At 69.8% G+C, this 25417-nt stretch carries 23 protein-coding genes and 3 pseudogenes; 16 read left to right on the plus strand and 10 right to left on the minus strand.

All coding sequences use genetic code 11. The annotated features are described in order from the left end of the window. From H4N64_RS40395 to H4N64_RS46580, 7 genes and pseudogenes are all read left to right on the plus strand, one after another. Positions 1-783: VWA domain-containing protein (locus tag H4N64_RS40395; protein WP_186287612.1), on the plus strand; the 783-nt coding region annotated here is incomplete at its 5' end. A 120-nt stretch (positions 784-903) separates the two neighbouring features. Beyond that, positions 904-2622, plus strand: coding sequence for a methionine--tRNA ligase (gene metG, locus H4N64_RS40400; protein ID WP_186287613.1), 1719 nt, complete (start codon positions 904-906; stop codon positions 2620-2622). 93 nt (positions 2623-2715) lie between these two features. Further along, on the plus strand, positions 2716-3081 hold the full coding sequence (locus H4N64_RS40405) for a PH domain-containing protein (protein WP_186287614.1): 366 nt from the start codon (positions 2716-2718) through the stop codon (positions 3079-3081). Positions 3082-3210: 129 nt separating this feature from the next. Next, complete coding sequence (locus H4N64_RS40410; RefSeq protein WP_186287615.1) at positions 3211-4707, plus strand: polysaccharide pyruvyl transferase family protein; 1497 nt, start codon at positions 3211-3213, stop codon at positions 4705-4707. A 116-nt stretch (positions 4708-4823) separates the two neighbouring features. Next, positions 4824-4946, plus strand: a complete 123-nt coding sequence (locus H4N64_RS45990; RefSeq protein ID WP_260860274.1) for a hypothetical protein — start codon at positions 4824-4826, stop codon at positions 4944-4946. 9 nt (positions 4947-4955) lie between these two features. Next, positions 4956-5297 carry an FG-GAP repeat protein gene (locus H4N64_RS45995; protein ID WP_336246945.1) on the plus strand — a complete coding sequence of 114 codons (342 nt, stop codon included), beginning with the start codon at positions 4956-4958 and terminating at the stop codon, positions 5295-5297. 9 nt (positions 5298-5306) lie between these two features. Next, positions 5307-5519: pseudogene (locus tag H4N64_RS46580) on the plus strand (VCBS repeat-containing protein); the annotation flags it as partial. A gap of 55 nt (positions 5520-5574) precedes the next feature. Here H4N64_RS46580 and H4N64_RS40420 read toward each other — a convergent pair. Continuing rightward, a pseudogene (locus H4N64_RS40420) lies at positions 5575-5831 on the minus strand (dioxygenase); the annotation flags it as partial. A gap of 117 nt (positions 5832-5948) precedes the next feature. Then, positions 5949-7712, minus strand: coding sequence for an aspartate--tRNA ligase (gene aspS, locus H4N64_RS40425; protein ID WP_186287616.1), 1764 nt, complete (start codon positions 7710-7712; stop codon positions 5949-5951). Between the two features lie 145 nt (positions 7713-7857). Here aspS and H4N64_RS40430 point away from each other — a divergent pair, with 145 nt between their 5' ends. Continuing rightward, on the plus strand, positions 7858-10002 hold the full coding sequence (locus H4N64_RS40430) for an ATP-binding SpoIIE family protein phosphatase (RefSeq protein ID WP_186287617.1): 2145 nt from the start codon (positions 7858-7860) through the stop codon (positions 10000-10002). On the opposite strand, the gene H4N64_RS40435 is transcribed toward H4N64_RS40430, so the two are convergent. The 4 genes from H4N64_RS40435 to H4N64_RS40450 form a co-directional block, all read right to left on the minus strand. Continuing rightward, positions 9987-11030 carry an AI-2E family transporter gene (locus H4N64_RS40435; protein WP_186287618.1) on the minus strand — a complete coding sequence of 348 codons (1044 nt, stop codon included), beginning with the start codon at positions 11028-11030 and terminating at the stop codon, positions 9987-9989. The two genes, H4N64_RS40430 and H4N64_RS40435, sit on opposite strands and share 16 nt — an antisense overlap. 76 nt (positions 11031-11106) lie before the next feature. Next, a complete protein-coding gene (locus H4N64_RS40440) occupies positions 11107-12078 on the minus strand; it encodes a pirin family protein (protein WP_186287619.1) in 972 nt (323 codons plus the stop codon). A gap of 112 nt (positions 12079-12190) precedes the next feature. Continuing rightward, positions 12191-14137: a YncE family protein gene (locus H4N64_RS40445; protein ID WP_186287620.1), complete on the minus strand. Its 1947-nt coding sequence runs from the start codon at positions 14135-14137 to the stop codon at positions 12191-12193. Positions 14138-14331: 194 nt separating this feature from the next. Beyond that, positions 14332-14805: an SseB family protein gene (locus tag H4N64_RS40450; protein ID WP_186287621.1), complete on the minus strand. Its 474-nt coding sequence runs from the start codon at positions 14803-14805 to the stop codon at positions 14332-14334. Positions 14806-14927: 122 nt separating this feature from the next. On the opposite strand from H4N64_RS40450, the gene H4N64_RS40455 reads away from it, so the two are divergent. From H4N64_RS40455 to H4N64_RS40470, 4 genes are all read left to right on the plus strand, one after another. Then, positions 14928-15755: a dioxygenase family protein gene (locus H4N64_RS40455; protein ID WP_186287622.1), complete on the plus strand. Its 828-nt coding sequence runs from the start codon at positions 14928-14930 to the stop codon at positions 15753-15755. Between the two features lie 128 nt (positions 15756-15883). Further along, positions 15884-17710 carry an acyl-CoA dehydrogenase gene (locus H4N64_RS40460; protein WP_186287623.1) on the plus strand — a complete coding sequence of 609 codons (1827 nt, stop codon included), beginning with the start codon at positions 15884-15886 and terminating at the stop codon, positions 17708-17710. A 78-nt stretch (positions 17711-17788) separates the two neighbouring features. Further along, on the plus strand, positions 17789-19081 hold the full coding sequence (locus H4N64_RS40465) for a M18 family aminopeptidase (RefSeq protein ID WP_186287624.1): 1293 nt from the start codon (positions 17789-17791) through the stop codon (positions 19079-19081). A 59-nt stretch (positions 19082-19140) separates the two neighbouring features. After that, entirely contained in the window at positions 19141-19392 is a 252-nt protein-coding gene (locus H4N64_RS40470; RefSeq protein ID WP_186287625.1) for a DUF6458 family protein, read from the plus strand. A 76-nt stretch (positions 19393-19468) separates the two neighbouring features. Here the strand turns inward: H4N64_RS40470 and H4N64_RS40475 are convergent, their stop codons facing one another. Further along, the gene (locus H4N64_RS40475) at positions 19469-19861 is read right to left on the minus strand and encodes a cupin domain-containing protein (RefSeq protein ID WP_186287626.1); all 393 of its coding nucleotides are present in this window, start codon (positions 19859-19861) and stop codon (positions 19469-19471) included. Between the two features lie 52 nt (positions 19862-19913). On the opposite strand from H4N64_RS40475, the gene H4N64_RS40480 reads away from it, so the two are divergent. Then, positions 19914-20918, plus strand: coding sequence for a GlxA family transcriptional regulator (locus H4N64_RS40480; protein ID WP_186287627.1), 1005 nt, complete (start codon positions 19914-19916; stop codon positions 20916-20918). Next, positions 20915-21412 carry an LURP-one-related/scramblase family protein gene (locus H4N64_RS40485; RefSeq protein WP_186287628.1) on the plus strand — a complete coding sequence of 166 codons (498 nt, stop codon included), beginning with the start codon at positions 20915-20917 and terminating at the stop codon, positions 21410-21412. Before H4N64_RS40480 ends, H4N64_RS40485 begins: the two co-directional genes overlap by 4 nt. A 7-nt stretch (positions 21413-21419) precedes the next feature. Here the strand turns inward: H4N64_RS40485 and H4N64_RS40490 are convergent, their stop codons facing one another. Next, positions 21420-22193 carry a nitrilase-related carbon-nitrogen hydrolase gene (locus H4N64_RS40490; protein WP_186287629.1) on the minus strand — a complete coding sequence of 258 codons (774 nt, stop codon included), beginning with the start codon at positions 22191-22193 and terminating at the stop codon, positions 21420-21422. 179 nt (positions 22194-22372) lie between these two features. Here H4N64_RS40490 and H4N64_RS40495 point away from each other — a divergent pair, with 179 nt between their 5' ends. Together H4N64_RS40495 and H4N64_RS40500 are read left to right on the plus strand one after the other, a co-directional pair. Then, on the plus strand, positions 22373-23197 hold the full coding sequence (locus tag H4N64_RS40495) for a maleylpyruvate isomerase family mycothiol-dependent enzyme (RefSeq protein WP_186287630.1): 825 nt from the start codon (positions 22373-22375) through the stop codon (positions 23195-23197). Between the two features lie 56 nt (positions 23198-23253). Further along, positions 23254-24021, plus strand: coding sequence for an SAM-dependent methyltransferase (locus H4N64_RS40500; RefSeq protein WP_186287631.1), 768 nt, complete (start codon positions 23254-23256; stop codon positions 24019-24021). A gap of 4 nt (positions 24022-24025) precedes the next feature. Here H4N64_RS40500 and H4N64_RS40505 read toward each other — a convergent pair whose 3' ends face one another. Together H4N64_RS40505 and H4N64_RS46005 are read right to left on the minus strand one after the other, a co-directional pair. Beyond that, on the minus strand, positions 24026-25321 hold the full coding sequence (locus H4N64_RS40505; protein ID WP_186287632.1) for an MFS transporter: 1296 nt from the start codon (positions 25319-25321) through the stop codon (positions 24026-24028). After that, positions 25318-25417 (minus strand): annotated as a pseudogene (locus H4N64_RS46005) (GntR family transcriptional regulator); the annotation flags it as partial. The gene H4N64_RS40505 and the pseudogene H4N64_RS46005, both read right to left, overlap by 4 nt.

The raw sequence follows: 25417 nt of genomic DNA on the forward strand, positions 1-25417 counted from the left end.
GTCGCCGAGCCGGTGGTCGCCGAGCCGGTGGCCGACGAGCCGGTGGCCGCCGAGCCGGTGGCCGCCGAGCCCGCAGCCGACGAGCCCGTGGCAGCCGATGGCGAGGTCGTCCCGCAGGGCCCCGCCGCCACCCTCGACCGCCTTGAGACCCACGCTCCCTCCCTCACCACCGCCTACAAATCCGCCGCCACCGCCCTCAAGAAGCACAACCTCACCGGCGCCCGCGCCAAGACCTACCTCGTCCTCGACCGCTCCGCGAGCATGCGCCCGTACTACAAGGACGGCTCCGCCCAGGCCCTCGCCGAGCAGACCCTCGCCCTCGCCGCCCACCTCGACCCCGAGGCCACGGTCCACGTCACCTTCTTCTCCACCGAACTCGACGGCACCGGCGAGCTCACCCTCTCCGAGCACGAGAACAAGATCGACGACATGCACGCGGCCCTCGGCCGCATGGGCCGTACCAGCTACCACGTAGCCGTGGAGGAAGTGGTCGCCACCCACCAGAAGTCCGAGAGCCCGGCCACCCCCGCCCTCGTGATCTTCCAGACCGACGGCGCCCCGGACGCGAAGACCCCCGCCACCCAGGCCCTCACCGACGCCGCGAAGAACCACCCCCACATCCACTTCGCCTTCGTCGCCTTCGGTGAGCACGACAACAAGGCATTCGACTACCTCCGCAAACTGAAGACCGGCAACTCGTCCTTCTTCCACGCGGGCCCCACCCCCCGCGAGCTCACCGACACCGAGCTCTACACCGGCGTACTGGAGAACTGGCGCCCGTAAGCAGAACCCGCGGAACCCCGGCCGCCCGCTTTCCACCCCTTAAAACGGGAAGCGGGCGGCCCACCCATGTCGGCTACGATTTCAAGGTTCGCAAACGACCGACCTGGGAGCAGCCAAACCATGGCTCGACACCTCATCACCAGCGCCCTTCCGTACATCAACGGGATCAAGCACCTGGGCAACATGGTGGGGTCCATGCTCCCGGCGGACGTGTACTCCCGGTACCTGCGCCAGCGCGGCCACGACGTCCTGTACATCTGCGCGACCGACGAGCACGGCACCCCCGCCGAGCTGGCGGCGAAGGAGCAGGGCCTCCCCGTCGACGAGTTCTGCGCGCAGGCGCACGACGCGCAGAAGGCGGTCTACGACGGCTTCGCGCTGGCCTTCGACTACTTCGGCCGCAGCTCAAGCCCGGAGAACCGGGAGATCACCCAGCACTTCGCCCGCAAGCTGAACGAGAACGGCTTCATCGAGGAGCGGGCGATCCGGCAGGTGTACAGCCCCGCCGACGGCCGCTTCCTCCCGGACCGCTACGTCGAGGGCACCTGCCCCCACTGCGGCTACGACAAGGCCCGCGGCGACCAGTGCGAGAACTGCACGCGCGTACTGGACCCGACCGATCTGATCAACCCGCGCTCGGCGATCTCCGGCTCCACGGACCTGGAGGTCCGCGAGACCAAGCACCTCTTCCTGCTCCAGTCCAAGCTGGAGAACGAGGTCCGCGAGTGGGTCGCCCGGCACGACAAGGACTGGCCGCACCTGGCCTCCTCCATCGCCCACAAGTGGCTCACCGAGGGCCTGCACGACCGCGCGATCACCCGTGACCTGGACTGGGGCGTCCCGGTCCCGGCCGACACCTGGCCGGAGCTGGCGGCGGAGGGCAAGGTCTTCTACGTCTGGTTCGACGCCCCGATCGAGTACATCGGCGCGACGAAGGAGTGGGCCGACCAGGACCCGGAGAACCGCGACTGGAAGTCGTGGTGGTACGACGTGGACACCAGCGTCCGCTACACCGAGTTCATGGCGAAGGACAATGTCCCCTTCCACACCGTGATGTTCCCCGCCACCGAACTCGGCGTGCGCGAGCCGTGGAAGAAGGTCGACTACGTCAAGGCCTTCAACTGGCTGACGTACTACGGCGGCAAGTTCTCCACCAGCCAGAAGCGGGGCGTCTTCACGGACCAGGCGCTGGACATCCTCCCCGCCGACTACTGGCGCTACTTCCTCATCGCCAACGCCCCCGAGTCGGACGACTCCTCCTTCACCTGGGAGCACTTCACGGCGACGGTGAACAAGGACCTGGCCGACACCCTGGGCAACTTCGTCAACCGAGTCCTCTCCTTCTCCAAGAAGCGCTTCGGCGAGGAGGTCCCGGCTGGCGGCGAGCCGGGCGAGGCGGAGACGCGGCTCGGCGAGGAGATCGCGCGGCTGCTCGCCGAGTACGAGGAGCACATGGAGGCCCTCCAGTTCCGTAAGGCCGCCGCGGCGCTCCGCGCCCTGTGGTCCGCGGGCAACTCCTACCTGGAGGAGAAGGCCCCCTGGCTGGAGATCAAGACGAACAAGGACGGCGCGGCCCTGACCCTGCGCACGGCGATGAACCTGATCCATCTGTACGCGGTGGTCTCGGAGCCGTTCATCCCGTCCACCTCGTCGGCCATGCGCGGGGCCTTCACGCTCACCGACGACAACGCCACCTGGGTCTCCCCCTCCGAGGCGAAGTCCCTGACCTCCGTCCCGTCCGGCACACCCTTCACGGTCCCCCCGGTCCTGTTCGCCAAGCTGACGGACGAGGACCTGGAGACGTACAAGGAGCGCTTCGGCGGGGAAACAGCCGCGTAACAGCCCTTCTCGGACCCCTCACTCAACGGGTATATCTGGCCATGATCATGTGGCCGGTCAAGGCCGCATGACGTTCGAGTGGGGGGTCCTCTCATGGCTCTTTTCGGCAACGCACACCCGATCGACCCGGCGCAGGCCGCGCAGGACTACGCCAGGCTGCTCGGGCAGGGCGAGACGGTGCACGCCGCCTACCTGCTGATTCGCGACACCATCCTGTTCACCGACCGCCGTCTGATCCTGGTCGACAAGCAGGGCATCACCGGTAAGAAGACGGAGTACCACTCCATCCCCTACCGCAGCATCACCCACTTCGCGGTGGAGACGGCCGGCACCTTCGACCTCGATGCCGAACTGAAGATCTGGGTCTCCGGCACTCAGATGCCGATCACCAAGACCTTCACCAAGGGCGTGGACATCTACGAGGTCCAGGCGATCCTCACCCAGTACGTCGCGCGGTAGCCGTGCGGTAGTCACCCGCAGTTGGGCGGGCGGTGACGACTTCTTCACTATTCATTTACTTCCGTATAGTGTTCGATTTCAACATTCACCGCTCGCCTCGCAGGAGGCGCATCTGCATCAAGGAACGTCGTGAAGCGCATCCTGATCCGATCCGGAAAGAGCCCTCTCCGGGTCGCCAGTCCCACCGAGTTCATCCACCAGGACCTCATCGGGACGAACACGGGCAATCTGCTCTTCAGCGACTCCGCCCACAAGATGCTGACGACGCCGGACACCGAGGTCACCTCCAACGGCATCCGCACCAACCACTCCGCCGAGCGGGCCGCGGAGATCAACGAGCAGTACGACGTCTTCGTCGTCCCGCTCGCCAACGCCTTCCGCCCCCAGTTCCAGGCCTCCCTGGACCGGCTCTCCAAGCTGATCGAGCAGCTCACCATCCCGGTGGTCGTGTTCGGTGTCGGCGCGCAGGCCACCGACGACTACGCGACCGACATGCTCAAGCCGATGGAAGCCTCCGTGAAGCGCTTCGCGCGGGCGGTCCTCGACCGCTCCGCGTCCATCGGCGTCCGCGGCGAGCTCACCGCCCGCTATCTCAGGGACCACGGCGTCGCGGACAGCAACATCGACATCATGGGCTGCCCGTCGATGTTCCTGTACGGCGACACCTTCCCGGCGATCCGCGCCACGGAGATCACCGCCGACTCCCGCATCGCCATCAACATGTCGCCGAACGCACGCCCCGTCGGCCCCATATCCGGCATCGCCCAGTACGCCCACGCGCACTACCCGAACCTCACCTACTACGCGCAGAACACCGTGGACGCGGAGCTGCTGCTGTGGGGCGACACCACGCCCGAGTCCGGCGCCGAGGACCCCTTCCCGAAGCTGCTGACCCACGACCTGCTGCGCGAGAACAAGGTGCGCATGCCGCTGGACCCGGCGACCTGGATCGACGAGCTGCGCGGCTACGACTTCGCGTACGGCACCCGCATCCACGGCAACATCGCCGCCCTGCTGGCCGGCACGCCCGCCGTCGTCCTCACCCATGACTCGCGCACCCTGGAGCTGTGCCGGTACTTCGACATCCCGCACCGTCAGCTCTCCGCGCTGTCCGCCGACACCGACCCGCGTGACCTGTACGAGGCCGCCGACTTCTCGGCGATGATCAAGGGCCACGGCGAGCGCTTCGACCGCATTACCGCGTTCCTCACCCGCAACGGCCTGGACAACGCCTACCAGCACGGCGACGGTGGTGCCGCCTACGACGCCCGCGTCGCCTCCCTGGACCTGCCCGCCTCGATGCAGGTCTGGGACGGCACGGAGGACGGCCAGATGCGCTACCGCGTCAGCCGGCTGCGCGAGCGGATCACCGTGTCCGAGACCAAGCTCACGACCGTCACCAAGAAGAACGACGAACTGCGGAGCAAGCTGGCCGCCGCCGAGAAGAACGCCGCGAAGACGGCCGAGCAGCTGGACGCCGCGATCAAGCAACTGGCGGCCGCACGCAAGCAGCTCGCCGCCGTCGAGCGCCGCGTCACCGGCATCGAGAAGCGAGTCCTGGTCCGCCTCGGCCCGGCCCTGCGCCGCCGTACCCGGAAGATCGCCGCATCCGGCGACAAGGGCTGACAGGGCTACAAGAGCCTTTCGTAGACAGGTGGTTCACAGGTTGAGGCGCCCGGGGTCCGTGTGACACCGGGCGCCTTTACACCTCGCGCGTGATGTACGGGGTGGGAGAGGCTCGGATGCGCAGATGGGGTGTCGCCGCGTTCGTGGCGGCGGGGCTGACGGTGGGCGCGCTGATGCCGGCCAAACCGGCGGCCGCGGTGCACGGCGGGGTGCCGGGGGACTTCAACGGCGACGGCTAAAAGGACGCCGTGCTGCCCGCGCCGGGCGCCCATGTGTCCGGCAAACAGGCGGCGGGCGCGGTCGTCGTGCTGTACGGCCCGTCGTCGGGGCTCGCGGCGAGCCGTCGTAAGACGATCACGCAGAACACATCCGGAGTCCCTGGCACGGCCGAGGCGTACGACCGCTTCGGCGCGGCCACCGCCACGGCCGACCTGAACCGGGACGGGTATGCCGACCTGGTGGTGGGCTCGCCGTACGAGGACACGTCCAGGGGGGCGAACTCCGGTACGGTGACGGTCCTTTGGGGCAGCAAGAGCGGGCTGACGAGCGGCACCGATCTGCCGTCGCCGTCCGACGACCCGCTCTACTAGGGCACGTCCGTGGCCGCGCTCAGCACCGGGGCCGGTGCGAAGACCCAGGTCCTGGCGGGTGGTTACGACGGGGCCGCCGCCTTCAAGGGCCCGTTCAGCCGGACCGGTACCTTCGGCTCCGCCGCGCACACCATCGACCCCGGCTCCCTGGAGGCCGTCGCGCTCGGCGACCTGAACGGCGACGGGACGGCGGACCAGGTGGCCGTCTCCAGCCGCCAGGCGGACCTGACCGGCGGCTACGTCATGGCCAACCCGTCGAAGGTGGATGCGCAACGCGGTCGCCGTGCCAGATGTCGACGGCCGCGTTTACGGATCGGCTTGCAGGTCTCTGAGTCGATCTGTGGTCTCCGAGGCGAGCTTGTAGCAGGTCTCGGTCGTGGAGCCGGTCCCGCTCGTCTCGTCGGCGAAGGCGCCCGCCGCGAGCGTGCCGCCCACGCCCACCGCGGCGACCGCCCCGGCTCCAGCGACGACGACCTTACGACGCGTCACGTCCCGTTTGTGCTTCGGCCCTTGGGCCGTGTGGTTTCCCGTCATGCCCCCGGACGCTGGGTAAGAGCCCTGTAAGGAGCGTGGGTGCGGGCTGTGGCTGCCTGTGAAAGCTGAAAGGGCCCGGAACCGATCACGGCGGTTCCGGGCCCTTCGTTCAGGCGCTTACTTCGGCTGCGGCTTGCGCACCGACAGGTGCAGTTCCTTCAGCCGGGCCTCCTCCAGCTCCGTCGGCGCGCCCATCATCAGGTCCTGGGCGTTGCCGTTGAGCGGGAAGGCGATCGTCTCGCGGATGTTGGGCTCATCCGCGAGCAGCATCACGATGCGGTCGACGCCCGGGGCGATACCGCCGTGCGGCGGGGCGCCGAAGCGGAAGGCCCGCAGCATGCCGGCGAACTGCTCCTCGACGGTGTCCCGGTCGTAGCCCGCGATCTCGAAGGCCTTGAGCATGATCTCCGGCTCATGGTTCCGGATGGCGCCGGAGGACAGCTCGACGCCGTTGCAGACGATGTCGTACTGCCAGCCCAGGATGTCCAGCGGGTCCTGGGTCTGAAGGGCCTCAAGGCCGCCCTGCGGCATGGAGAACGGGTTGTGCGAGAAGTCGATCTTCCCGGTCTCCTCGTCCTTCTCGTACATCGGGAAGTCGACGATCCAGCAGAACCGGAAGACGTTCTCCTCGAAGTGCCCGGCACGCTTGGCGGCTTCCACCCGCACCGCGCCCATGATCTTCGAGACCTCGTCGAACTCGCCCGCGCCGAAGAACACGGCGTGCCCCGCGGCGAGCGAGAGGCGCTTGGTCAGCTCGGCGACGTTCTCCTCGGTGAGGAACTTCGCGATCGGTCCGGTCAGCGAGCCGTCCTCGGCCACGCGCACCCAGGCCAGGCCCTTCGCGCCCAGCGAGACGGCGAAGTCGCCGAGCTGGTCGAAGAACTTCCGGGGCTGCGCGGAGACGTCCGGCACCGCCAGCGCACGCACGTGCTTGCCGGCGAAGGCCTTGAACTCCGAGCCCTCGAAGACGTCGGTGATGTCGACGAGCTCCAGCTGGGCCCGCAGGTCCGGCTTGTCGGAGCCGTACTTCAGCATCGCCTCGCGGAACGGGATCCGCGGGAACGGCGAGGTGACATGGCGGCCGCCCCCGAACTCCTCGAACAGCTCCGTCATGAGCTTCTCGATCGGCTGGAAGACGTCCTCCTGCTCGACGAAGCTCATCTCGACGTCGAGCTGGTAGAACTCGCCCGGCGAACGGTCGGCGCGGGCGTCCTCGTCGCGGAAGCAGGGCGCGATCTGGAAGTAGCGGTCGAAGCCCGAGATCATCAGCAGCTGCTTGAACTGCTGCGGCGCCTGGGGGAGGGCGTAGAACTTGCCCGGGTTCAGACGGGAGGGGACCACGAAGTCACGGGCGCCCTCGGGGGAGGTCGCGGACAGGATCGGGGTCGCCATCTCGTTGAAGCCCAGCGCCGTCATCTTGTGCCGGATCGCGGAGATGACCGCCGTACGCAGCATGATGTTCTTGTGCATGCGCTCGCGACGCAGATCGAGGAAGCGGTACTCAAGGCGCCGCTCTTCGTTGACGCCGTCCTCGGTGTTGATCGTGAACGGCAGCGGAGCGGCGGCGCCGAGCAGCTCGACCTCGCCGACCTCGACCTCGATCTCGCCGGTGGGCAGGTCGGGGTTCACGTTCTCGGTTCCACGTGAAACAACCTTGCCGTCCACCCGGACCGTGGACTCCTTGGAGAGCTTGTCCAGGGCCTCGTAGGCGGGGGTGCCGGGGCGGGCGACGAGCTGCGTGATGCCGTAGTGGTCGCGCAGATCGATGAAGAGGATGCCGCCCAGGTCGCGCCGATTGTGCAGCCAGCCACTCAGCCGGACGTCGCTTTCGACGTCAGAGGCGCGGAGCTCGCCGCAGGTGTGGGACCTGTACCGATGCATCGTCGTTCATCCAGTCTTCGCGGATCGGGGACCTGTTTCACGTGAAACAGGTCCAAGCCTACCGGCCACCCCAAGATCGGCTCCCCACCATTGACCGGGGGGCCTTCGGTGGCAGGGTTCGATCGCCTGTTCATAGAGTGGGTCAATGCGCACTGGTGAGCCCCTGCCCGCAGTGGGGGAAGTCCTCGCCGCCCTGGCGACGGGCCAATGGCACTGGTCCACCGCCACCGGCCTGGTCACGGTGGACGCCGAGGCGGCCAGACTGCTCGGGCTGCCCACGATACGGGCGACCCTCAGGGAGTCCCAGGTGCGGGCCCGGCTCCACCCCGTCGACTGGAACGAGATCGGCGGGGTGATCCAGCTCGCCGTCGCCGAGGACACGATCGGCGAGGTGCGGGTGCGGATCATGGACGAGCGGGGCGAGGTGGTCCGGGTCACCCGCAGCCGCTTCAAACCCGCCTTCGACCAGGGCAAACGGGCCTACGAGGTGGTCGGCACCCTTCAGGAGGTCACCGAGCCGGAGCCGGGCACCCCGGCCGGGCGGCGGGCGGTCACGGGGGACTGGCGGCGCTCCCGTGAGGCCTTCCTGCTGGACGCGGGCCGGGCGCTGGCGGAGGCGCGGTCCACGGCGGAGGTGCTACGGGTCGCGGCGGGCCTTTCGATGCCGGGGTTCTCCCCGGACGGGCTCGCGGTGTTCGGCGTGGAGGCGGACCGGCTGACGATCATCGGCCATCACGGGCAGCAGCCCGGCGACGAGGGCCCCTTCACGCACATGTCCCTGCAGACCGACTATCCGGCCGCAGAGGTAGTGCGCACCGGCCGGGCGGTCTATCTCTCCTCCCCCGAGCAGTACCGCTCCCGCTACCCGCTGACCTGGCCGCTCGCCGCACACTTCGGCCGCCACTCCTGGGCCTTCCTGCCGCTGACGGTGGCCGGGCGGACGATGGGCGCCTGGATGGCGGCGTTCGCCTATCCGGTCGCCTTCACACCCGACGAGCGGTCGGTGCTGACGACGGTGGCCCGGATGCTGGCGCAGGCGCTGTCCCGGGCCGGGGCGGCGGAGACCCAGCGGGAGCTCACCGACGGGCTCCAGCGCTCGATGCTGCCCATGCTCGGCCCGCAGGCGATACCGGGCATGAGCGTCGCCGCCCGCTATGTGCCCACCGGCGGCGGCCTCCAGGTCGGCGGTGACTGGTACGACATGATCCCGCTGCCTGGGGGCACCCCCTCTGGGGGAGGGAAGTTCGCCCTGGTCATCGGGGATGTGCAGGGCCATGACGTACGGGCCGCCGGGCTGATGGGCCAGCTGCGGATCGCCCTGCGCGCCTACGCCTCCGAAGGGCACCGCCCGGACGCCGTGCTCTCCCGCGCCTCCCGCTTCCTGCACGGCATGACGGACGGCGACTCCGAGCTCCTCGACCTGCGCTTCGCGACCTGCCTGTACGTCGAGGTGGACCCCGCGACGGCGACCCTGGACATCGCCCGCGCCGGTCATCCGGATCCGGCGGTCCGGATGGCGGACGGCACGGTGCTGACCCGGCCGACGGCGGGCGGGCTGCCGCTCGGCATCGATCCGGACGCGGACTATCCGACGACCAGGCTCACCATGGAGCCCGGCGAGACGATGCTGCTGTGCACCGACGGTCTGATCGAGACCGGCGGCCACGATCTGGAGACCGGCTGGAAGCGGATCCGCGAGATCCTGGAGGAGCACAAGGGCGATCCGGAGGAGCTGGCCGACGCCCTGCTGCAGGCCGTGCACGGGCCCTCCTCGCACCACACCACCGGCCCGCTGGCCGACCGGCGCGAGGACGACATAGCCGTTGTGCTGCTGGCCCGCGACGGGGAGGGCTGCGGCTGCGGTGACACCGTAGTCGTACGGCCCATGGTGCGCCGCACGATGCTGACGGTGGCCCAGGACGAGCCCGAGCGGGTCGCGGTGGCCCGGCAGCAACTGCGCGAGCTGCTGCACGACTGGCCCTCCGCCGAGCAGGTCGACTCCGCGGTCCTGCTGCTGTCCGAGACGCTGACCAACGTCCTCGTGCACACCGACGCCGACGCCCTGCTGCTGGCCGAGGTGCGCGGCGAGGTGGGCGGGCGCCGGATACGGGTGGAGGTCACCGACACCAGCGACGACCTGCCCCACAAGCGCCGACCCGGCGAACTGGCCTCCTCCGGGCGCGGATTGATGCTGATCGAGCTGCTCGCGGACACCTGGGGGGTGGATCCGCGGGGCGAGGGCAAGAGCATCTGGTTCGAGCTGACGGAAGGGGTTCAGGAGGTGCCGTAGCGCGTACGCAGTTCATGGACCACCCCGAAGGCCGCCGCCGTCAGCGGGACCGCCAGCAGCATGCCGAGGACGCCGGCCACGGAGGCGCCCGCGGTGATCGTCACCATCACCACCGCCGGGTGCATCTGCACGGTCCGGCTCTGGATCAGCGGCTGGAGCACATGCCCCTCCAGCACCTGCACGGCGAGGACGATCCCGAGCGCCCACAGCGCGATCACGAACCCCCGGTCGGCGAGCGCGACCAGCACGGCGACGGCGCCGGAGATGAAGGCGCCGAGGTAGGGGATGTAGGCGCCGACGAAGACGAGCGCGCCGAGTCCGACGGCGCCCGGCACGTCCAGGATCAGCAGGCCGACGGTGATGCAGAGGGAGTCGATGAACGCGATGAACGTCGTCCCCCGCATGAACCCCTGGACGGCCTCGAAGGCCCGCCGGGCCATCGCCTCCACGGTGTCGGCGGTCCCCTGCGGCGCCATCGACCGCAGAGCCCCGGCGACCCGGTCGGAGTCGCGCAGGAAGAAGAAGACGAGCAGCAGCGCCAGTACGGCCATGGCGATGGTCTCGCCGACGACGCTGACCCCGCTGATGACGCCCGAGGCGGCGGTGCCGCCGAACTTGGTGAGCAGTTCCCTGGCGTTGGAGGCGAGGTCGTCCAGCGAGGTGCCGGCGGCCCCGAAGTGATCGGCGAGATCCTCGGCCGCGTCCCTGAGCGAGGCGATGATCTGGTCCCCGGTGTCGATGAGCGCGGCCACCACGATGTACACGGCGCCGCCGACCACGGCCACGACGGCGACACAGGTGACCGCGGCGGCGATCGACCGGTTGACCCGCGCCTTGACCAGGCGCCGGTGGAAGGGCCCGAGCAGGGCACTGCCGAGCAGCGCGAGCAGCACGGGCACGATGGCGGTACGCAGTTCCGCGCAGAGCAGGATGCCGACGTACACGACCCCGGCGGCCAGCAGCAGCACGGCACACCAGGCTCCGACCCGCCGCACGGGTTCGGGAAGCAGCGCTCGGGAGTCCTGCACACTCCCACCCGATCACGCGAGGGGTGGGCCCACCTTCCGGCGGACCCACCCGGGTGACGGGGTGTCAGTACGCGGCCTACAGACCGCCCTCGGTCATCCCGTGGACGGCCGGAATGGTGCCGAGGCGGCCCTTCTGGAAGTCCTCGAAGGCCTGCTGGAGCTCCTCGCGGGTGTTCATGACGAACGGGCCGTAGTGGGCCATGGGCTCACGGATGGGCTGTCCGCCGAGGAGCACGACCTCCATGTCCGGGGTGTGGGAGTCCTGCTTCTCGTCCGCGCGGACGGTCAGCGAGGAGCCGGCGCCGAAGACCGCCGTCTGACCGAGGTGGATCGGACGGCGTTCCGCGCCGACCGAACCCTTGCCCGCCAGCACGTAGGCCAGGCCGTTGAAGTCCTCGCGCCAGGGCAGGGTGATCTCCGAGCCCGGCGCCAGCGTGGCGTGCAGCATCGTGATCGGGGTGTGGGTGATACCGGGGCCCTGGTGGCCGTCCAGCTCGCCGGCGATGACCCGCAGGAGCGCGCCGCCGTCCGGAGTGGTCAGCAGCTGGACGTTGCCGCCGCGGATGTCCTGGTAGCGCGGGGGCATCATCTTGTCCTTGGCCGGGAGGTTCACCCACAGCTGGAGCCCGTGGAAGAGCCCGCCGCTGACGACGAGATGCTCCGGCGGGGCCTCGATGTGCAGCAGGCCGGCGCCTGCCGTCATCCACTGGGTGTCGCCGTTGGTGATGGTGCCGCCACCGCCGTTGGAGTCCTGGTGGTCGAAGATCCCGTCGATGATGTACGTGACGGTCTCGAAGCCGCGGTGCGGGTGCCACGGGGTCCCCTTCGGCTCCCCGGGCTGATACTCCACCTCACCCATCTGGTCCATCATGATGAACGGGTCCAGATGGCGGTAGTTGATCCCGGCGAACGCACGGCGCACCGGGAAGCCCTCACCCTCGAAACCGCTCGGCGCGGTCGTGACGGCGAGCACGGGACGGGCCACCGCCTCCGCGGGCGCGGCGACACGGGGCAGCGTCAGCGGGTTCTCGACGGTCACTGCAGGCATGTCGGTACCTCCTTGTGCGTCCACTTTAGTTGAGCGTTGAACTTCTTGCCACCCCCAACAGGAAAAGCCCGGAGGGCATTCCCTCCGGGCCTCCCCGTCCGAGCCGGACCGGTCAGTTGCTGAAGTACAGGTACTTCCAGGACCCGTACGTCGTCGAGTTCACGCTGTCACCGGACGAGCCGTTGACGTACACCGACCGCATCCGCGCCCGGATGCCCGACTCACCGGGCGCCCCCAGGCTCACCGCGGAGATGCCGCTGGTGCCGAGCGGGAAGTACTGCGAGTCCGCCGAGTACCACTTGCCCTCGTAGTAGACCTGCAGGTCGAAGCGCTGCTGACGGCCCGGGTAGTAGGTCATCGTCGTGGTGAGCAGCGGGTCGGTGCTCTTGTGGAACCAGTAGTACGTCGTGGAGCCGATGCTCGCCGTCTTGTAGTGCTTGGAGACGGCGGTGGAGATCTTGACCTTGGCGTAGGCCGTGACCTTCACCGTCTTCGGCTTGTAGCGGGCGTCGCCCTTGAACACCGCGGTGACGGTGGTGTCCCGGGTCATGTCCACCCAGGCGGCGATGTTGCCGTCGGAGTTGACCGTCCCGCTCTTGATCAGCTTGTTGGGCTTGTCGCTGCCGAAGGGGTTGGCCCAGATCTCGACCGAGCGGTTCTTGTACGTCGTACCGAGGTGCGCGGTGAACTTGACGTCGGCGCCGTAGCTGTACAGCTTGCCGTTGTTGTTCAGGCTGAGCGAGGTCGAGGCACGGGAGACGTCGACGGTGTCGGAGGCGCTCGCCGTGGTGTGGGTGGCGTCGCCCGCGTACTTCACCGTGTACTTGACCTTGCCGCCGGCCGGCGGGGTGTCCGTGAAGGAGTAGGTGCCGTCGGACTTCACCGTGACGGCGGCCAGCGCCTTGCCGTTCGGGCTCTCCAGGTCGGTGCGGGTGACGCTCAGCTGGACGCCGGCCGGCAACGCCACCGTCGCCGAGATCTTGCCGGTGACGGTGAGCGGCTTGGCGCGGGTGGCGGTCGAGGGGGCGTTGACCGTGAGGGTCGGAACATTGAGGGTCGGGTCGGTCAGCGCCTTGAGCGTGTAGCCGCTCCCGCTCGCGACCAGGGCGAAGACCCGGGAGGAGTCCGGGGCCCAGGCCACGGCGGCCGCGGACTGCGTGCCCGTGCTGTAGGTGCGCACCGGCTGCGTGGCGTTCGGCCGGTAGATCGCGACCTTGGTGCCCGAGACCTGGGCCACGAGGCCGCTGCGACCGACGTCGGCCCGCTGCCCGGCCGGGTAGGCGCCGGCCTTGGCGAAGGTGCCGTTCGCGTAGGCGTGCCGGTCGGTGCCGTTGACGAGCACCTGGTCGCCGCCCGCGACGAGGTCGATGTCCCCGACGCCGTCGTTCAGGGCGTACGAGGTGTCGTGCCAGGCGGTCACCTGGGGCGTGCCGCTCGACACGTCGAGGACGGCCTCGGTGCCCGTGGAGTCCCCGGTCTCGCCGACGGCCAGCAGGCCCGGCCGCAGCGGGTCGGTGTCCAACAGGGCCTGCCCCCACAGCCCGGACCCCGTGCCCTCGGTCGGGAGCTGGGCCAGCGCCACCGGGTCGGCGCCGGTCGCCGGGTCCACCGACGGGTCGACGGAACCGAGGTCGCCGTCCCACTGGTCGCCGTAGCTGAACCAGACCTTGCCCCCGGCGAACTCGACGTACACCGGGCCCGTGTTGGTGGCGACCGGATAGCGGGCCTTGACGTCCAGGGTGGCCGCGTCGAGGGCCACGATCTCGTGGCTGGCCCGCGCCGCCGCGTACAGGGTGCTGCCGTCGTCGGACAGCGCCAGATCGGTGACTCCGGGGACGCCGCTCACCGATTCGAGCACGGCGCCCGAGTAGTCGGCGGCCACGATCATGCCGGTCGCGGTGTCACCGACGAAGACCCGCTGGTGGACGCCGTCCGCGACGATCCCGCCGGGCGTGCCGACCACGGCGGTGGCCGCCGAGGCCGGCCCGGCCGCCACGGCGCTCAGCGCCGCCGAGCTGAACAGGACCGCGAGCGCCGTCGCGGCCGAGGTGCTGCGCATGCGCACAGTGATGAACCCCCACAAGGAATCCCGGGGTTGCCGGGAGATGAAAGCGCCGCGCGGCACCCGGACGCGGACCGCGGAAGGGCGGTGGCGTGCGGGGCGCGGCTGCCAGAGGGCACTCTATGGCATGGCTGTGACAACCGGGGAGGGATATTCCGGCCCGGCCCGGTGGGGGGTCGTCCAGCCGACGCCTAGCCGTACATCCGGCGCATTGCGAACTCCACCATCTGCTCGACCGCCTTCGCGTCGAAGACCATGCGGTGTTCGCCCTCCATGTCGAGGACGAAGCCGTAGCCGGTCGGCAGGAGGTCGATCACCTCGGCGCCGGTGATGACGAAGTACTTGGACTCCTTGCCCGCGTACCGGCGCAGCTCCTTCAGCGAGGTGAACATCGGGATCACCGGCTGCTGGGTGTTGTGCAGGGCGAGGAAGCCGGGGTTGTCGCCGCGCGGGCAGTAGACCTTCGAGGTCGCGAAGACCTGCTGGAAGTCCTCCGCCGACATCTGCCCGGTGGTGAAGGCCCGCACCGCGTCCGCGAGCGAGGGCGGGGACGGCTCGGGGTAGAGCGGTGGCTGCTGGCCGTAGCCGCCGGACATGGGCTGCTGCGGCGGGGCGTACCCCTGCTGTGCGGCGCCGCCATCCATGGGCTGGCCGTATCCATACATGAGCGCAAGCGTACCGAGAGGGGCGGGGCGAGCGGGCCGGTACCGGGAGCCCGGCAAACCGACAGCTACTCGACAAGCCGCCGCCCTGGTTTTCGCGCGGCCGCCGCTCGTAGCGTCGTTCCATGCGGAGCCACCACGACGACGAGGTCCACGAGCACGACCGCGGACTCTCCTACGACCTTCCCGTCCTCGCCCGCCGCCGGATGATCCGGCTGATGGCGGGGGCGGGCCTGATACCGCTGGTCGGCTGCACTTCCGAGGAGGACACCACCACCTCCGCGGCCTCCTCGCCGTCTTCCTCCGCCGGTGGCTCCTCCGAGTGCGCCACCATCCCCGACGAGACCGCCGGCCCCTTCCCCGGCGACGGCTCGGGCGGCGTCAACGTCCTCAGGGAGAGCGGTGTCGTCCGCGGCGACATCACCAAGAGCTTCGGCGACTCGGCGGGCGGCACCGCCGAGGGCGTACCCCTGACCGTCACGCTGACGGTCGTCGACGCGGCCTCGGGCTGCGGTACGCCGAAGCGGGGCGCCGCCGTCTATGTGTGGCACGCCGACCGGGAGGGCGCCTACTCCCTGTACTCCGAGGGCGTCACGGACGAGAACTATCTGCGCGGCGTGCAGGAGACCGACGACCAGGGCCAGGTCACCTTCACGACCGTCTTCCCCGGCTGCTACCCCGGGCGCTGGCCGCACATCCACTTCGAGGTCTACGCAAGCCTCGCCGACGCCACGGCGGCCACCGCCATCACGAACACCTCGCAACTCGCCTTCCCCAAGGATGTCTGCGAAACGGTGTACAGAACGGACGGCTACAGCGAGAGTGTGTCCAACCTCAGCCGACTCTCGATCGAGACGGACACCATTTTCAGCGATGGCCACGACCAGCAGCTGGCGGCCATGAAGGGCGGTCCTGAAGAGGGATACACCGCCACGCTGGTGGTTCCGGTGTGACCCGTCACAGATGAACGGATCGGGGTTGCGGCTTATTACCGACGGGTAGCATCATCGTAGCTACTTGTTGGTACGTGAACTAGCGCGAGGATCCAGTGCCTCGCCGATCCCTCTACGGAGCCGTCGCCATGGGGCACTACAAGTCGAATCTCCGCGACATCGAGTTCAACCTCTTCGAGGTGCTCGGGCGCGACAAGCTGTACGGCACCGGACCCTTCGCCGAGATGGACACGGACACCGCGAAAAGCATCCTCGATGAGATGACCCGCCTCGCGGAGAACGACCTCGCGGAGTCCTTCGCCGATGCCGACCGCAACCCGCCGGTCTTCGACCCCGAGACGAACACCGCGCCGGTCCCCGCGTCCTTCAAGAAGAGCTACAAGGCGTTCATGGAGTCCGAGTACTGGCGCCTCGGCCTCCCGGAGGAGATCGGCGGCACCACCGCTCCCCCGTCGCTGATCTGGTCGTACGCGGAGCTGATCCTCGGCGCCAACCCGGCCGTGTGGATGTACTCCTCCGGTCCGGCCTTCGCCGGGATCCTCTTCGACGAGGGCAATGACGTCCAGAAGAAGATCGCCCAGATCGCCGTGGAGCGGACCTGGGGCTCCACCATGGTGCTGACCGAGCCCGACGCGGGCTCCGACGTCGGCGCCGGGCGCACCAAGGCGATCCAGCAGGAGGACGGCTCCTGGCACATCGAGGGCGTGAAGCGCTTCATCACCTCCGGTGAGCACGACATGGAGGAGAACATCCTCCACTACGTCCTCGCCCGCCCCGAGGGCCACGGCCCCGGCACCAAGGGCCTGTCCCTCTTCCTCGTCCCGAAGTACCTCTTCGACTTCGAGACCGGCGAGCTGGGCGAGCGCAACGGCGTCTACGCCACGAACGTCGAGCACAAGATGGGCCTGAAGGCCTCCAACACCTGCGAGATGACCTTCGGCGACCAGCACCCCGCCAAGGGCTGGCTGATCGGCGACAGGCACGACGGCATCCGCCAGATGTTCCGCATCATCGAGTTCGCCCGCATGATGGTCGGCACGAAGGCGATCTCCACGCTGTCCACCGGCTACCTGAACGCCCTTGAGTACGCCAAGGAGCGCGTCCAGGGTCCGGACCTCGCGAACTTCATGGACAAGACCGCGCCCAAGGTCACCATCACCCACCACCCCGACGTACGCCGCTCGCTGATGACGCAGAAGGCGTACGCGGAGGGCATGCGCGCCCTCGTCCTCTACACGGCCTCCATCCAGGACGCGATCGCCGTCAAGGAGGCCGCGGGCGAGGACGCCAAGGCCGAGCACGCGCTCAACGACCTGCTCCTGCCGATCGTCAAGGGCTACGGCTCCGAGAAGGGTTACGAGCAGCTCGCCCAGTCGCTGCAGACCTTCGGCGGCTCCGGCTTCCTGCAGGAGTACCCGATCGAGCAGTACATCCGCGACGCCAAGATCGACACCCTGTACGAGGGCACGACCGCGATCCAGGGCCAGGACTTCTTCTTCCGGAAGATCGTCCGCAACCAGGGTGCCGCGCTGAACGGCCTCGCCGAGGACATCAAGAAGTTCCTGGCGCTCGGCACGGGCGGCGAGGACCTGGCCGGCGCCCGCGAGCACCTGGCCAAGGCCGCCGTCGAGCTGGAGGCGATCGTCGGTCTGATGCTGACCGACCTGGCCGCCACCGAGCAGGACGTCAAGAACATCTACAAGGTCGGCCTGAACACCACCCGCCTGCTGATGGCCTCCGGTGACGTCGTCGTCGGCTACCTGCTGCTCAAGGGCGCGGCGGTCGCGGCGGAGAAGCTGGAGACGGCCTCCGCCAAGGACAAGGCCTTCTACACCGGCAAGATCGCGGCGGCGAAGTTCTTCGCGGCCAACGTCCTGCCGGGCGTCACGGGCGCCCGCAAGCTCGCCCAGGGCGTCGAACTGGACCTGATGGAGCTGGACGAAGCCGCGTTCTAGCCCCAACCCCCCATTCCCACCAGGGCCCGCCCCCTCATCAACGGGGGCGGGCCCTCGTACGTCGTTAAGGTGAACCCCATGAGCGAACCCTCCCGCTTCGACCGCGGCCACACCGACGACCTCATGACCTTCCTCGCGGCCAGTCCGTCGCCGTACCACGCCGTGGCGAACACCGCCGAGCGGCTGGAGAAGGCCGGGTTCCGCCAGGTCGCCGAGACGGACGCCTGGGACGGGACGAGCGGCGGCAAGTACGTGGTGCGCGGCGGCGCGATTGTGGCCTGGTACGTGCCCGAGGGCGCCGCCCCGCACACCCCGTTCCGGATCGTCGGGGCGCACACCGACTCCCCCAACCTGCGCGTCAAGCCTCTGCCCGACTCCGGGGCGCACGGCTGGCGCCAGGTGGCCGTGGAGATCTACGGCGGACCCCTGCTCAACTCCTGGCTCGACCGCGATCTCGGCCTCGCCGGCCGGCTCACCCTGCGCGACGGCTCGACCCGGCTCGTCAACATCGACCGCCCGCTGCTGCGCGTCCCCCAGCTCGCCATCCACCTGGACCGCGCGGTCTCCTCGGAGGGCCTCAAGCTCGACAAGCAGCGCCACCTCCAGCCGGTCTGGGGACTCGGCGACGATGTGCGCGACGGCGACCTGATCGCCTTCCTGGAGCAGGAGAGCGGACTCACGGCGGGCGAGGTCAGCGGCTGGGACCTGATGGTGCACTCCGTCGAACCGCCCGCCTACCTCGGCCGCGACCGCGAGCTGCTGGCCGGGCCGCGCATGGACAACCTGCTCTCCGTGCACGCCGCGACCGCCGCACTGACGGCGGTGTCCGGCGGCGGCCTCCCCTACATCCCGGTCCTCGCCGCCTTCGACCACGAGGAGAACGGCTCGCAGTCCGACACCGGCGCGGACGGCCCGCTGCTCGGCGGGGTGCTGGAGCGTTCGGTGTTCGCGCGCGGAGGGTCGTACGAGGACAAGGCCCGTGCCTTCGCCGGGACCGTCTGCCTCTCCTCCGACACCGGGCACGCGGTGCACCCCAACTACGCGGAGCGGCACGACCCGACGCACCACCCCCGGATCAACGGCGGGCCGATCCTCAAGGTCAACGTCAACAACCGCTACGCCACGGACGGTTCGGGCCGCGCGGTGTTCGCCGCCGCCTGCGAACGCGCCGACGTGCCCTTCCAGTCGTTCGTCTCCAACAACTCCATGCCCTGCGGCACCACCATCGGCCCGATCACCGCGGCCCGGCACGGCATCCGGACCGTCGACATCGGCGTGGCGATCCTGTCCATGCACAGCGCCCGCGAACTGTGCGGCGCGGACGACCCGTTCCTGCTGGCGAACGTGCTGGTGGCGTTCCTGGAGGGGTAGCCGCGGATGTGAGGGGTACCCGCCCGCGACCGGAACCACAGGACAGGGAGGCGACACTCATGGGCCTCGGCGGGTGCATCATCCTCATCGCCGTGGGAGCCATCCTCACGTTCGCGACCGACTGGAAGATGGAGGGCGTCAATCTCGACCTCGTCGGGGTCATCCTGATGATCGTCGGGCTGATCGGCGTCACGACGTTCAGCAGCATCGCCCGGCGCAGGCGGGTGGTGGTGCCGCCGACCACGCCGGTCATCGACGAGGAGCGGCCCCATCACCGGCGGGACGGATACAGCGACGGTTACGGCGTCTGATCGTCCATACCGGCGACGTTCTGGATTCCAGCGTACGGATGATCCGGTCACGCTCTGCGACCGTGATGAACGACAGTCACGTCAGGGTGTGTCCGGTGGTGACGTCGACGTGGTCGGGCACGTCCTCGTGGCGGTCGCCGACAGTGGAGGTGCCGCTGGGTTCGAGGAGCAGGATGTCGGTGGGGACGGGGGCGTAGGGCTTGTGTTCGGTGCCTCGGGGGACCGTGAAGACGGACAGGGGTGGCAGGACGACCGTGCGTTCGCCGGACGGTTCGCGCAGCGAGATGTGTAGTTCTCCGGACAGGACCAGGAAGAACTCGTCGGTGTCGTCGTGGGTGTGCCAGAGGTGTTCGCCCTCGACGTGGGTGACGCGGACGTCGTAGTCGTTGACCGTGGTGGCGATGCGGGGGCTCCACTGCTCGGTGAAGGAGGCCAGAGCGGCGGGCAGGGAGACGGGTTCCTGAGTCATGCCGTCATCGTGCGGGTGGCCGGGGGCGGGCCGCGAGTGCTAGGAATCGCATATGGCGCAAGGATCCTCTCAGCACCCCTGGCCCCACCGGGTCGCCGTCATCGTCGACGAGGGCACCAACCCCTTCGAGGTGGGCGTCGCCACCGAGCTGTTCGGGCTGCCGCGGCCCGAACTGGGGCTGCCGGGCCCGCTGTACGAGGTGGTGCTGTGCACGCCCACGCGCGAGGTGCGGATGAACCACGGGTTCTTCACGATGACCGGTACGGCCGGTCTCGACGCCGTGGACGGTGCCGACACCCTCGTCGTACCGGGGCGGCCGGACAACGTCGTGCCGCGTTCCGCCGCCGTCCTGGACGCCGTCCGGCGCACCCACGCGCGCGGGGCTCGGGTGCTGAGCTTCTGCACGGGCAGCTTCGCGCTCGCCGAGGCCGGGGTGCTGGACGGGCTACGGGCCACCACGCACTGGATGTGGGCCGAGGCGTTCCGGGAGCTGCATCCGCGGGTGCGGCTCGAACCGGATGTGCTCTTCGTGGACGAGGGGCGGATCCTCACCGCTGCAGGCAGCGCCGCCGCGCTCGATCTCGGCCTGTACCTCGTCCGGCAGGACCACGGCGCCGAGATCGCCAACGCCGTCTCCCGGCGGCTCGTCTTCGCCGCCCACCGGGACGGCGGGCAGCGGCAGTTCGTGGAGCGGCCGGTGCCCGAGGTGCCGGATGAGTCGCTCGGGCCGGTGATCGCCTGGGCGCAGGAGCGGCTGGGGGAGCCGCTGACGGTGGCGGATCTGGCGGCGCGAGCCGCGGTGTCGTCGGCCACGCTCCATCGGCGGTTCCGCACCCAGCTGGGGACGACGCCGCTGGCCTGGCTGACGGGTGAGCGGGTGGCGCTGGCCTGCCGGCTGATCGAGCGCGGGGAGGAGCGCCTCGACGTGGTGGCGGCGCGCAGCGGGCTCGGCAGCGCGGCGAACCTGCGGGCGCGGCTGCAGCGCGAGACCGGGCTCAGCCCGTCGGCCTACCGGCGGCGTTTCGGACCGCGCGCCGGGGAACCGCTGGTGTCATGAGATTCCTCGTACGCGACCGGCTCCTCGGCATCGGTGACGACTACTGGATCGAGGACGACCACGGCAACAAGGTCTTCCTCGTCGACGGCAAGGCGATGCGGCTGCGGGACACCTTCGAGCTGAAGGACCGGCAGGGGCACGTCCTGATCGACATCCGCCGGAAGATGTTCGCGCTGCGCGACACCATGCTGATCGAGCGGGACGGCGAGCCGCTCGCCACCGTCCGCCGCAAGCGGCTGTCCCTGCTGCGCAACCACTACCGGGTGGCCCTGGCCGACGGCAGCACCGAGCTGGACGTCAGCGGCAAGATCCTCGACCGGGAGTTCGCCGTCGAGTACGAGGGTGAGCTGCTCGCCGTGGTCTCCCGGCGCCGGCTGCACGTCCGGGAGACCTACGGCGTGGACGTCGTACGGGAGGACGCGGATCCGGCGCTGCTGATCGCGGTGGCGGTGTGTGTGATCCACCTGGCGGAGAAGGAGCGGGCGGGGGACTGACCGGCTGCTACAGGACTCGGTCCTTCAGCGCCGGGAACTGTTCCCGGGTCATGGCGACCTTCGCCGGGTCGAAATCCACCGTGAGGATCTCCTCGTCGGCACCCGCCTCGGCGAGGATTTCGCCCCAGGGATCCACCACGATCGAGTGACCGGCCTGCGGAACTCCCGCATGCGTCCCGGCCGTTCCACAAGCGAGCACGAACGCCTGGTTCTCCACCGCCCGCGCCTGAGCCAGCAGCGTCCAGTGCGCCCGGCGGCGCTCCGGCCAGCCCGCGGGGATGACCAGGGTCTCGGCGCCGGCGTCGACGAGCCCGCGGAAGAGTTCGGGGAAACGGAGGTCGTAGCAGGTGGCCACGCCGAGGGTGGTCCCGGGCAGACGGACCGTCACCAGGTCGCGCCCGGCGCCCATCAGCACGGCCTCGCCCTTGTCGAAACCGAAGCGATGGATCTTGCGGTAGACGGCGGCCAGGTCGCCGGAGGGAGAGAAGACCAGGGAGGTGTTGTAGAGCGGACCCTCCGGGTCACGCTCGGGGATCGAGCCCGCGTGCAGCCAGACGCCCGCGTCGCTCGCGCCCTTCGCCATCGCCTCGTAGGTCGGACCTTCGAGCGGCTCGGCCTCGGCGGCGAACTCCTCGTAGGCGAAAGCGCCGGTGGTCCACAGCTCCGGCAGGACGACCAGATCGGCCCCGGCCTGCCCCCGTACCAGGGAAGCCGCCCGCACCCGGCGCGATTCGACCGATTCGCCCTCGTCTACGGCGATCTGGATCAGAGAGGCGCGCACACTACCACCGTCCTGGCATTCGAGCCGTCCACACGGGCCTACGATCGTCACACGAAAGCACTGCCGGGGTGCCTCTCAGCAGCGTAACTTAACGTTCCAAGACGCCCGCCGACAGCCACCTCCCACTGGCATCGCCGCCACCACCTGCCCGTGTACCGACCGCCGAGGGGTCCCGTTCCGTGAGTCTGCATCCCACCCTCCAGCCCTACGCCGACGCCTGGACCCACTCCGTGGAAGCGATAGCCGAGCTCGTCACGCCCCTTGTGGAGGGCGAGTGGAACCGGCGTACGCCATGTCCGGGCTGGTCGGTCCGGGACGTGGTCTCCCATGTCATCGGCCTGGACTGCGAGATGCTCGGCGACCCGCGGCCCATCCACACGCTGCCGCGCGACCTCTTCCACGTCACCAACGACCACCAGCGCTACATGGAGATGCAGGTCGACGTCCGCCGCCATCACACGGCGCCGGAGATGACCTCCGAGCTGGAGTACACGGTCATCCGCCGCAACCGTCAGCTGCGCAACGAGTCCCGGGACCCGGGCACGAAGGTGCGCGGCCCGCTGGGCACGGAGCTGACCCTCGAAGAGGCCATGCGGGGGCATGCGTTCGATGTGTGGGTCCATGAGCAGGATCTGCGCGCGGCGCTCGGCCGGCCGGGAAACCTCGACTCTCCGGGTGCGCATGTGGCGCGGGACGTGCTGCTTGCGGCGCTGCCGGACATCGTGGCGAACAAGTCGGACGCTCCGCGGAGTTCGGCGATCGTGTTCGATGTGCACGGTCCGATCGAGTTCCTGCGCACGATCCGGGTGGACATCCAGGGGCGGGGCACGCTGGAGACGGCGCCCGCGCTGGGGCCCGCGGCGACGCTGACCCTGGACTGGGAGACATATGTGCGGCTGGCCTGTGGGCGGGTGACCCCGGAGGGGGCCGCGGACCGGATCAAGGCGGAGGGGGACTCGGCGCTCACGGGGGCGATTCTGCGGAACTTCAAGGTGACGCAGTAGCGGGGCCGCCGTAAAAGCCTTGTGGCGCATGTGAGTTCGATGCTTGCCTGCCCCTCATGACCGACACAAAGACCGACGGGCCGTCCCGCCTCAGCCGTCTCACCTTTCACAACCCCCTCTCCGAGGCCCGGGCCGAGCGTCTGATCGGGCGGCTTGCGGGTAACGAGCCCTCCACCGTGCTCGACATCGGGTGCGGTTGGGGTGAGTTCATGCTGCGGGTGCTGGCCGCGGCGCCGAAGGCGACGGGGGTCGGTGTCGACATCAACGCCGAGGATCTCGACCGGGGGCGTCATGAGGCCGAGGCGCGTGGGCTCGCCGAGCGGGTCGAGTTCCGGGAACAGTCAGCGCAGGACGGCGGGCTCGGGCCTGCCGATCTGGTGCTGTGCCTCGGGTCCAGTCAGGCGCTGAGCTCGGTGGCCCCGCCCGAGCACACCGTCGAGGCGCTCCGGGCGCTGCGCGGGCTCGTCAGTGACGGTGGGCGGGTGCTGCTCGGGGAGGGGTTCTGGGAGCGGACCCCGACCGCGCAGGAGCTCGCCGGGATGTGGCCCGGGGCGGCCGTGTCGGATCACCACGACCTCGCGACCCTCCTCGACCTCGCCGTGGCCGCCGGTTTCCGGCCCGAGTGGACGGAGACGGCGAACCGCGACGAGTGGGAGGAGTTCGAGTCGGGGTACCAGGCGGACGCCGAGGTGTGGCTCGCCGACAACCCCGGGCACCCGGCGGCGGCGGAGACCCGGGAGCGGCTCGACCGGCATCGGGGCCAGTGGATGAACTACCGCGGGGTGCTGGGGATCGCCTATCTCACCCTGGTCGCCGCGCGCTGAACGCTCACGCCGGGACGTGCACCGTCTCCACCCGGCTCGCCACCAGCCGTTCCCGCTCCCGCAGGGCCGCCCGCCTGCGCAGCCGCAGGATCTGGCTGACCCCGAGCGCCTGGAGCACGAACACGGCCGAGAAGGCGATCGTGTAGTCGTCGCCGGTCGCGTCGAGGAGGACACCGACCGCGAACAGGGTCGTCATGGAGGCGACGAAACCACCCATGTTGGTGATTCCGGAGGCGGTGCCCTGGCGCTCCGGCGGGTTGGCCGGGCGGGCGAAGTCGAAGCCGAGCATCGAGGCGGGGCCGCAGGCGCCGAGCACCGTGCACAGCACGATCAGCAGCCACATCGGGGCGTGGTCGGCGGGGTAGGCGAGGGTCGCCGCCCACATCAGGGCGGTCGCCCCGACCGTGCCGAGCGCCAGCGGGAGCCGCGCCCCGATGTGCCGGGCGACGAGCTGGCCGTAGACCAGGCCGAACGCCATGTTGGACAGGACGACGAGGGTGAGGAGTTCGCCGGCGGTGGCACGGGACAGGCCCTGGGCCTCGACCAGGAAGGGCAGTCCCCACAGCAGCAGGAACACCATCGCCGGGAACTGCGTGGTGAAGTGCACCCACAGACCGAGCCGGGTGCCCGGTTCCCGCCAGGACGCGGCGATCTGGCGGCGGACGTAGGTGGCGCCCCGGTGCGGGACGGGCTCCGGTTCATGGCCCTCGGGGTGGTCCTTGAGGAACAGGAGCAGCAGCACGAGGACGACGACCCCGGCGACCGCACTGCCCGCGAAGGCGGCCGTCCAGCCGACGCCGTGCAGCAGCCGGGCCAGGACCAGCGTGGAGACGAGGTTGCCGGCCATTCCGGCGAGGCCCGCGAGCTGGGCGACGAGCGGTCCGCGGCGGGCCGGGAACCAGCGGGTGCCGAGCCGCAGCACGCTGATGAAGGTCATCGCGTCACCGCAGCCGAGCAGCGCCCGCGAGGCGAGGGCCATGCCGTACGTCGGGGAGAACGCGAAGCCCAGTTGTCCCGCCGTGAACAGCACGACGCCGATGGTCAGCACCTTCTTGGTGCCGAGCCGGTCGACCAGCAGGCCGACGGGTATCTGCATGCCCGCGTAGACCATGAGCTGAAGGATCGAGAAGGTGGACAGGGCCGAGGCGTTGACGTCGAAGCGGTCGGCCGCGTCGAGGCCGGCGACCCCGAGGGACGTACGGAAGATGACGGCGACGAAGTAGACCGAGACGCCGATGCCCCAGACTGCGACGGCGCGCCGGCCGCCCGGGGGGTCGCCCGGAAGTGCGGCCGCGGTCATCGGACCTCACCCCGGGCCAGGTGCGAGAACCAGCCGACATGCCGGTGGACGATGCCCACGGCCCGCTCGGCGTCACCGGAGCGCAGCGCGTCGAGG

The organism is Streptomyces cupreus (assembly GCF_014257025.1).
Lineage (GTDB): Bacteria > Actinomycetota > Actinomycetes > Streptomycetales > Streptomycetaceae > Streptomyces > Streptomyces cupreus.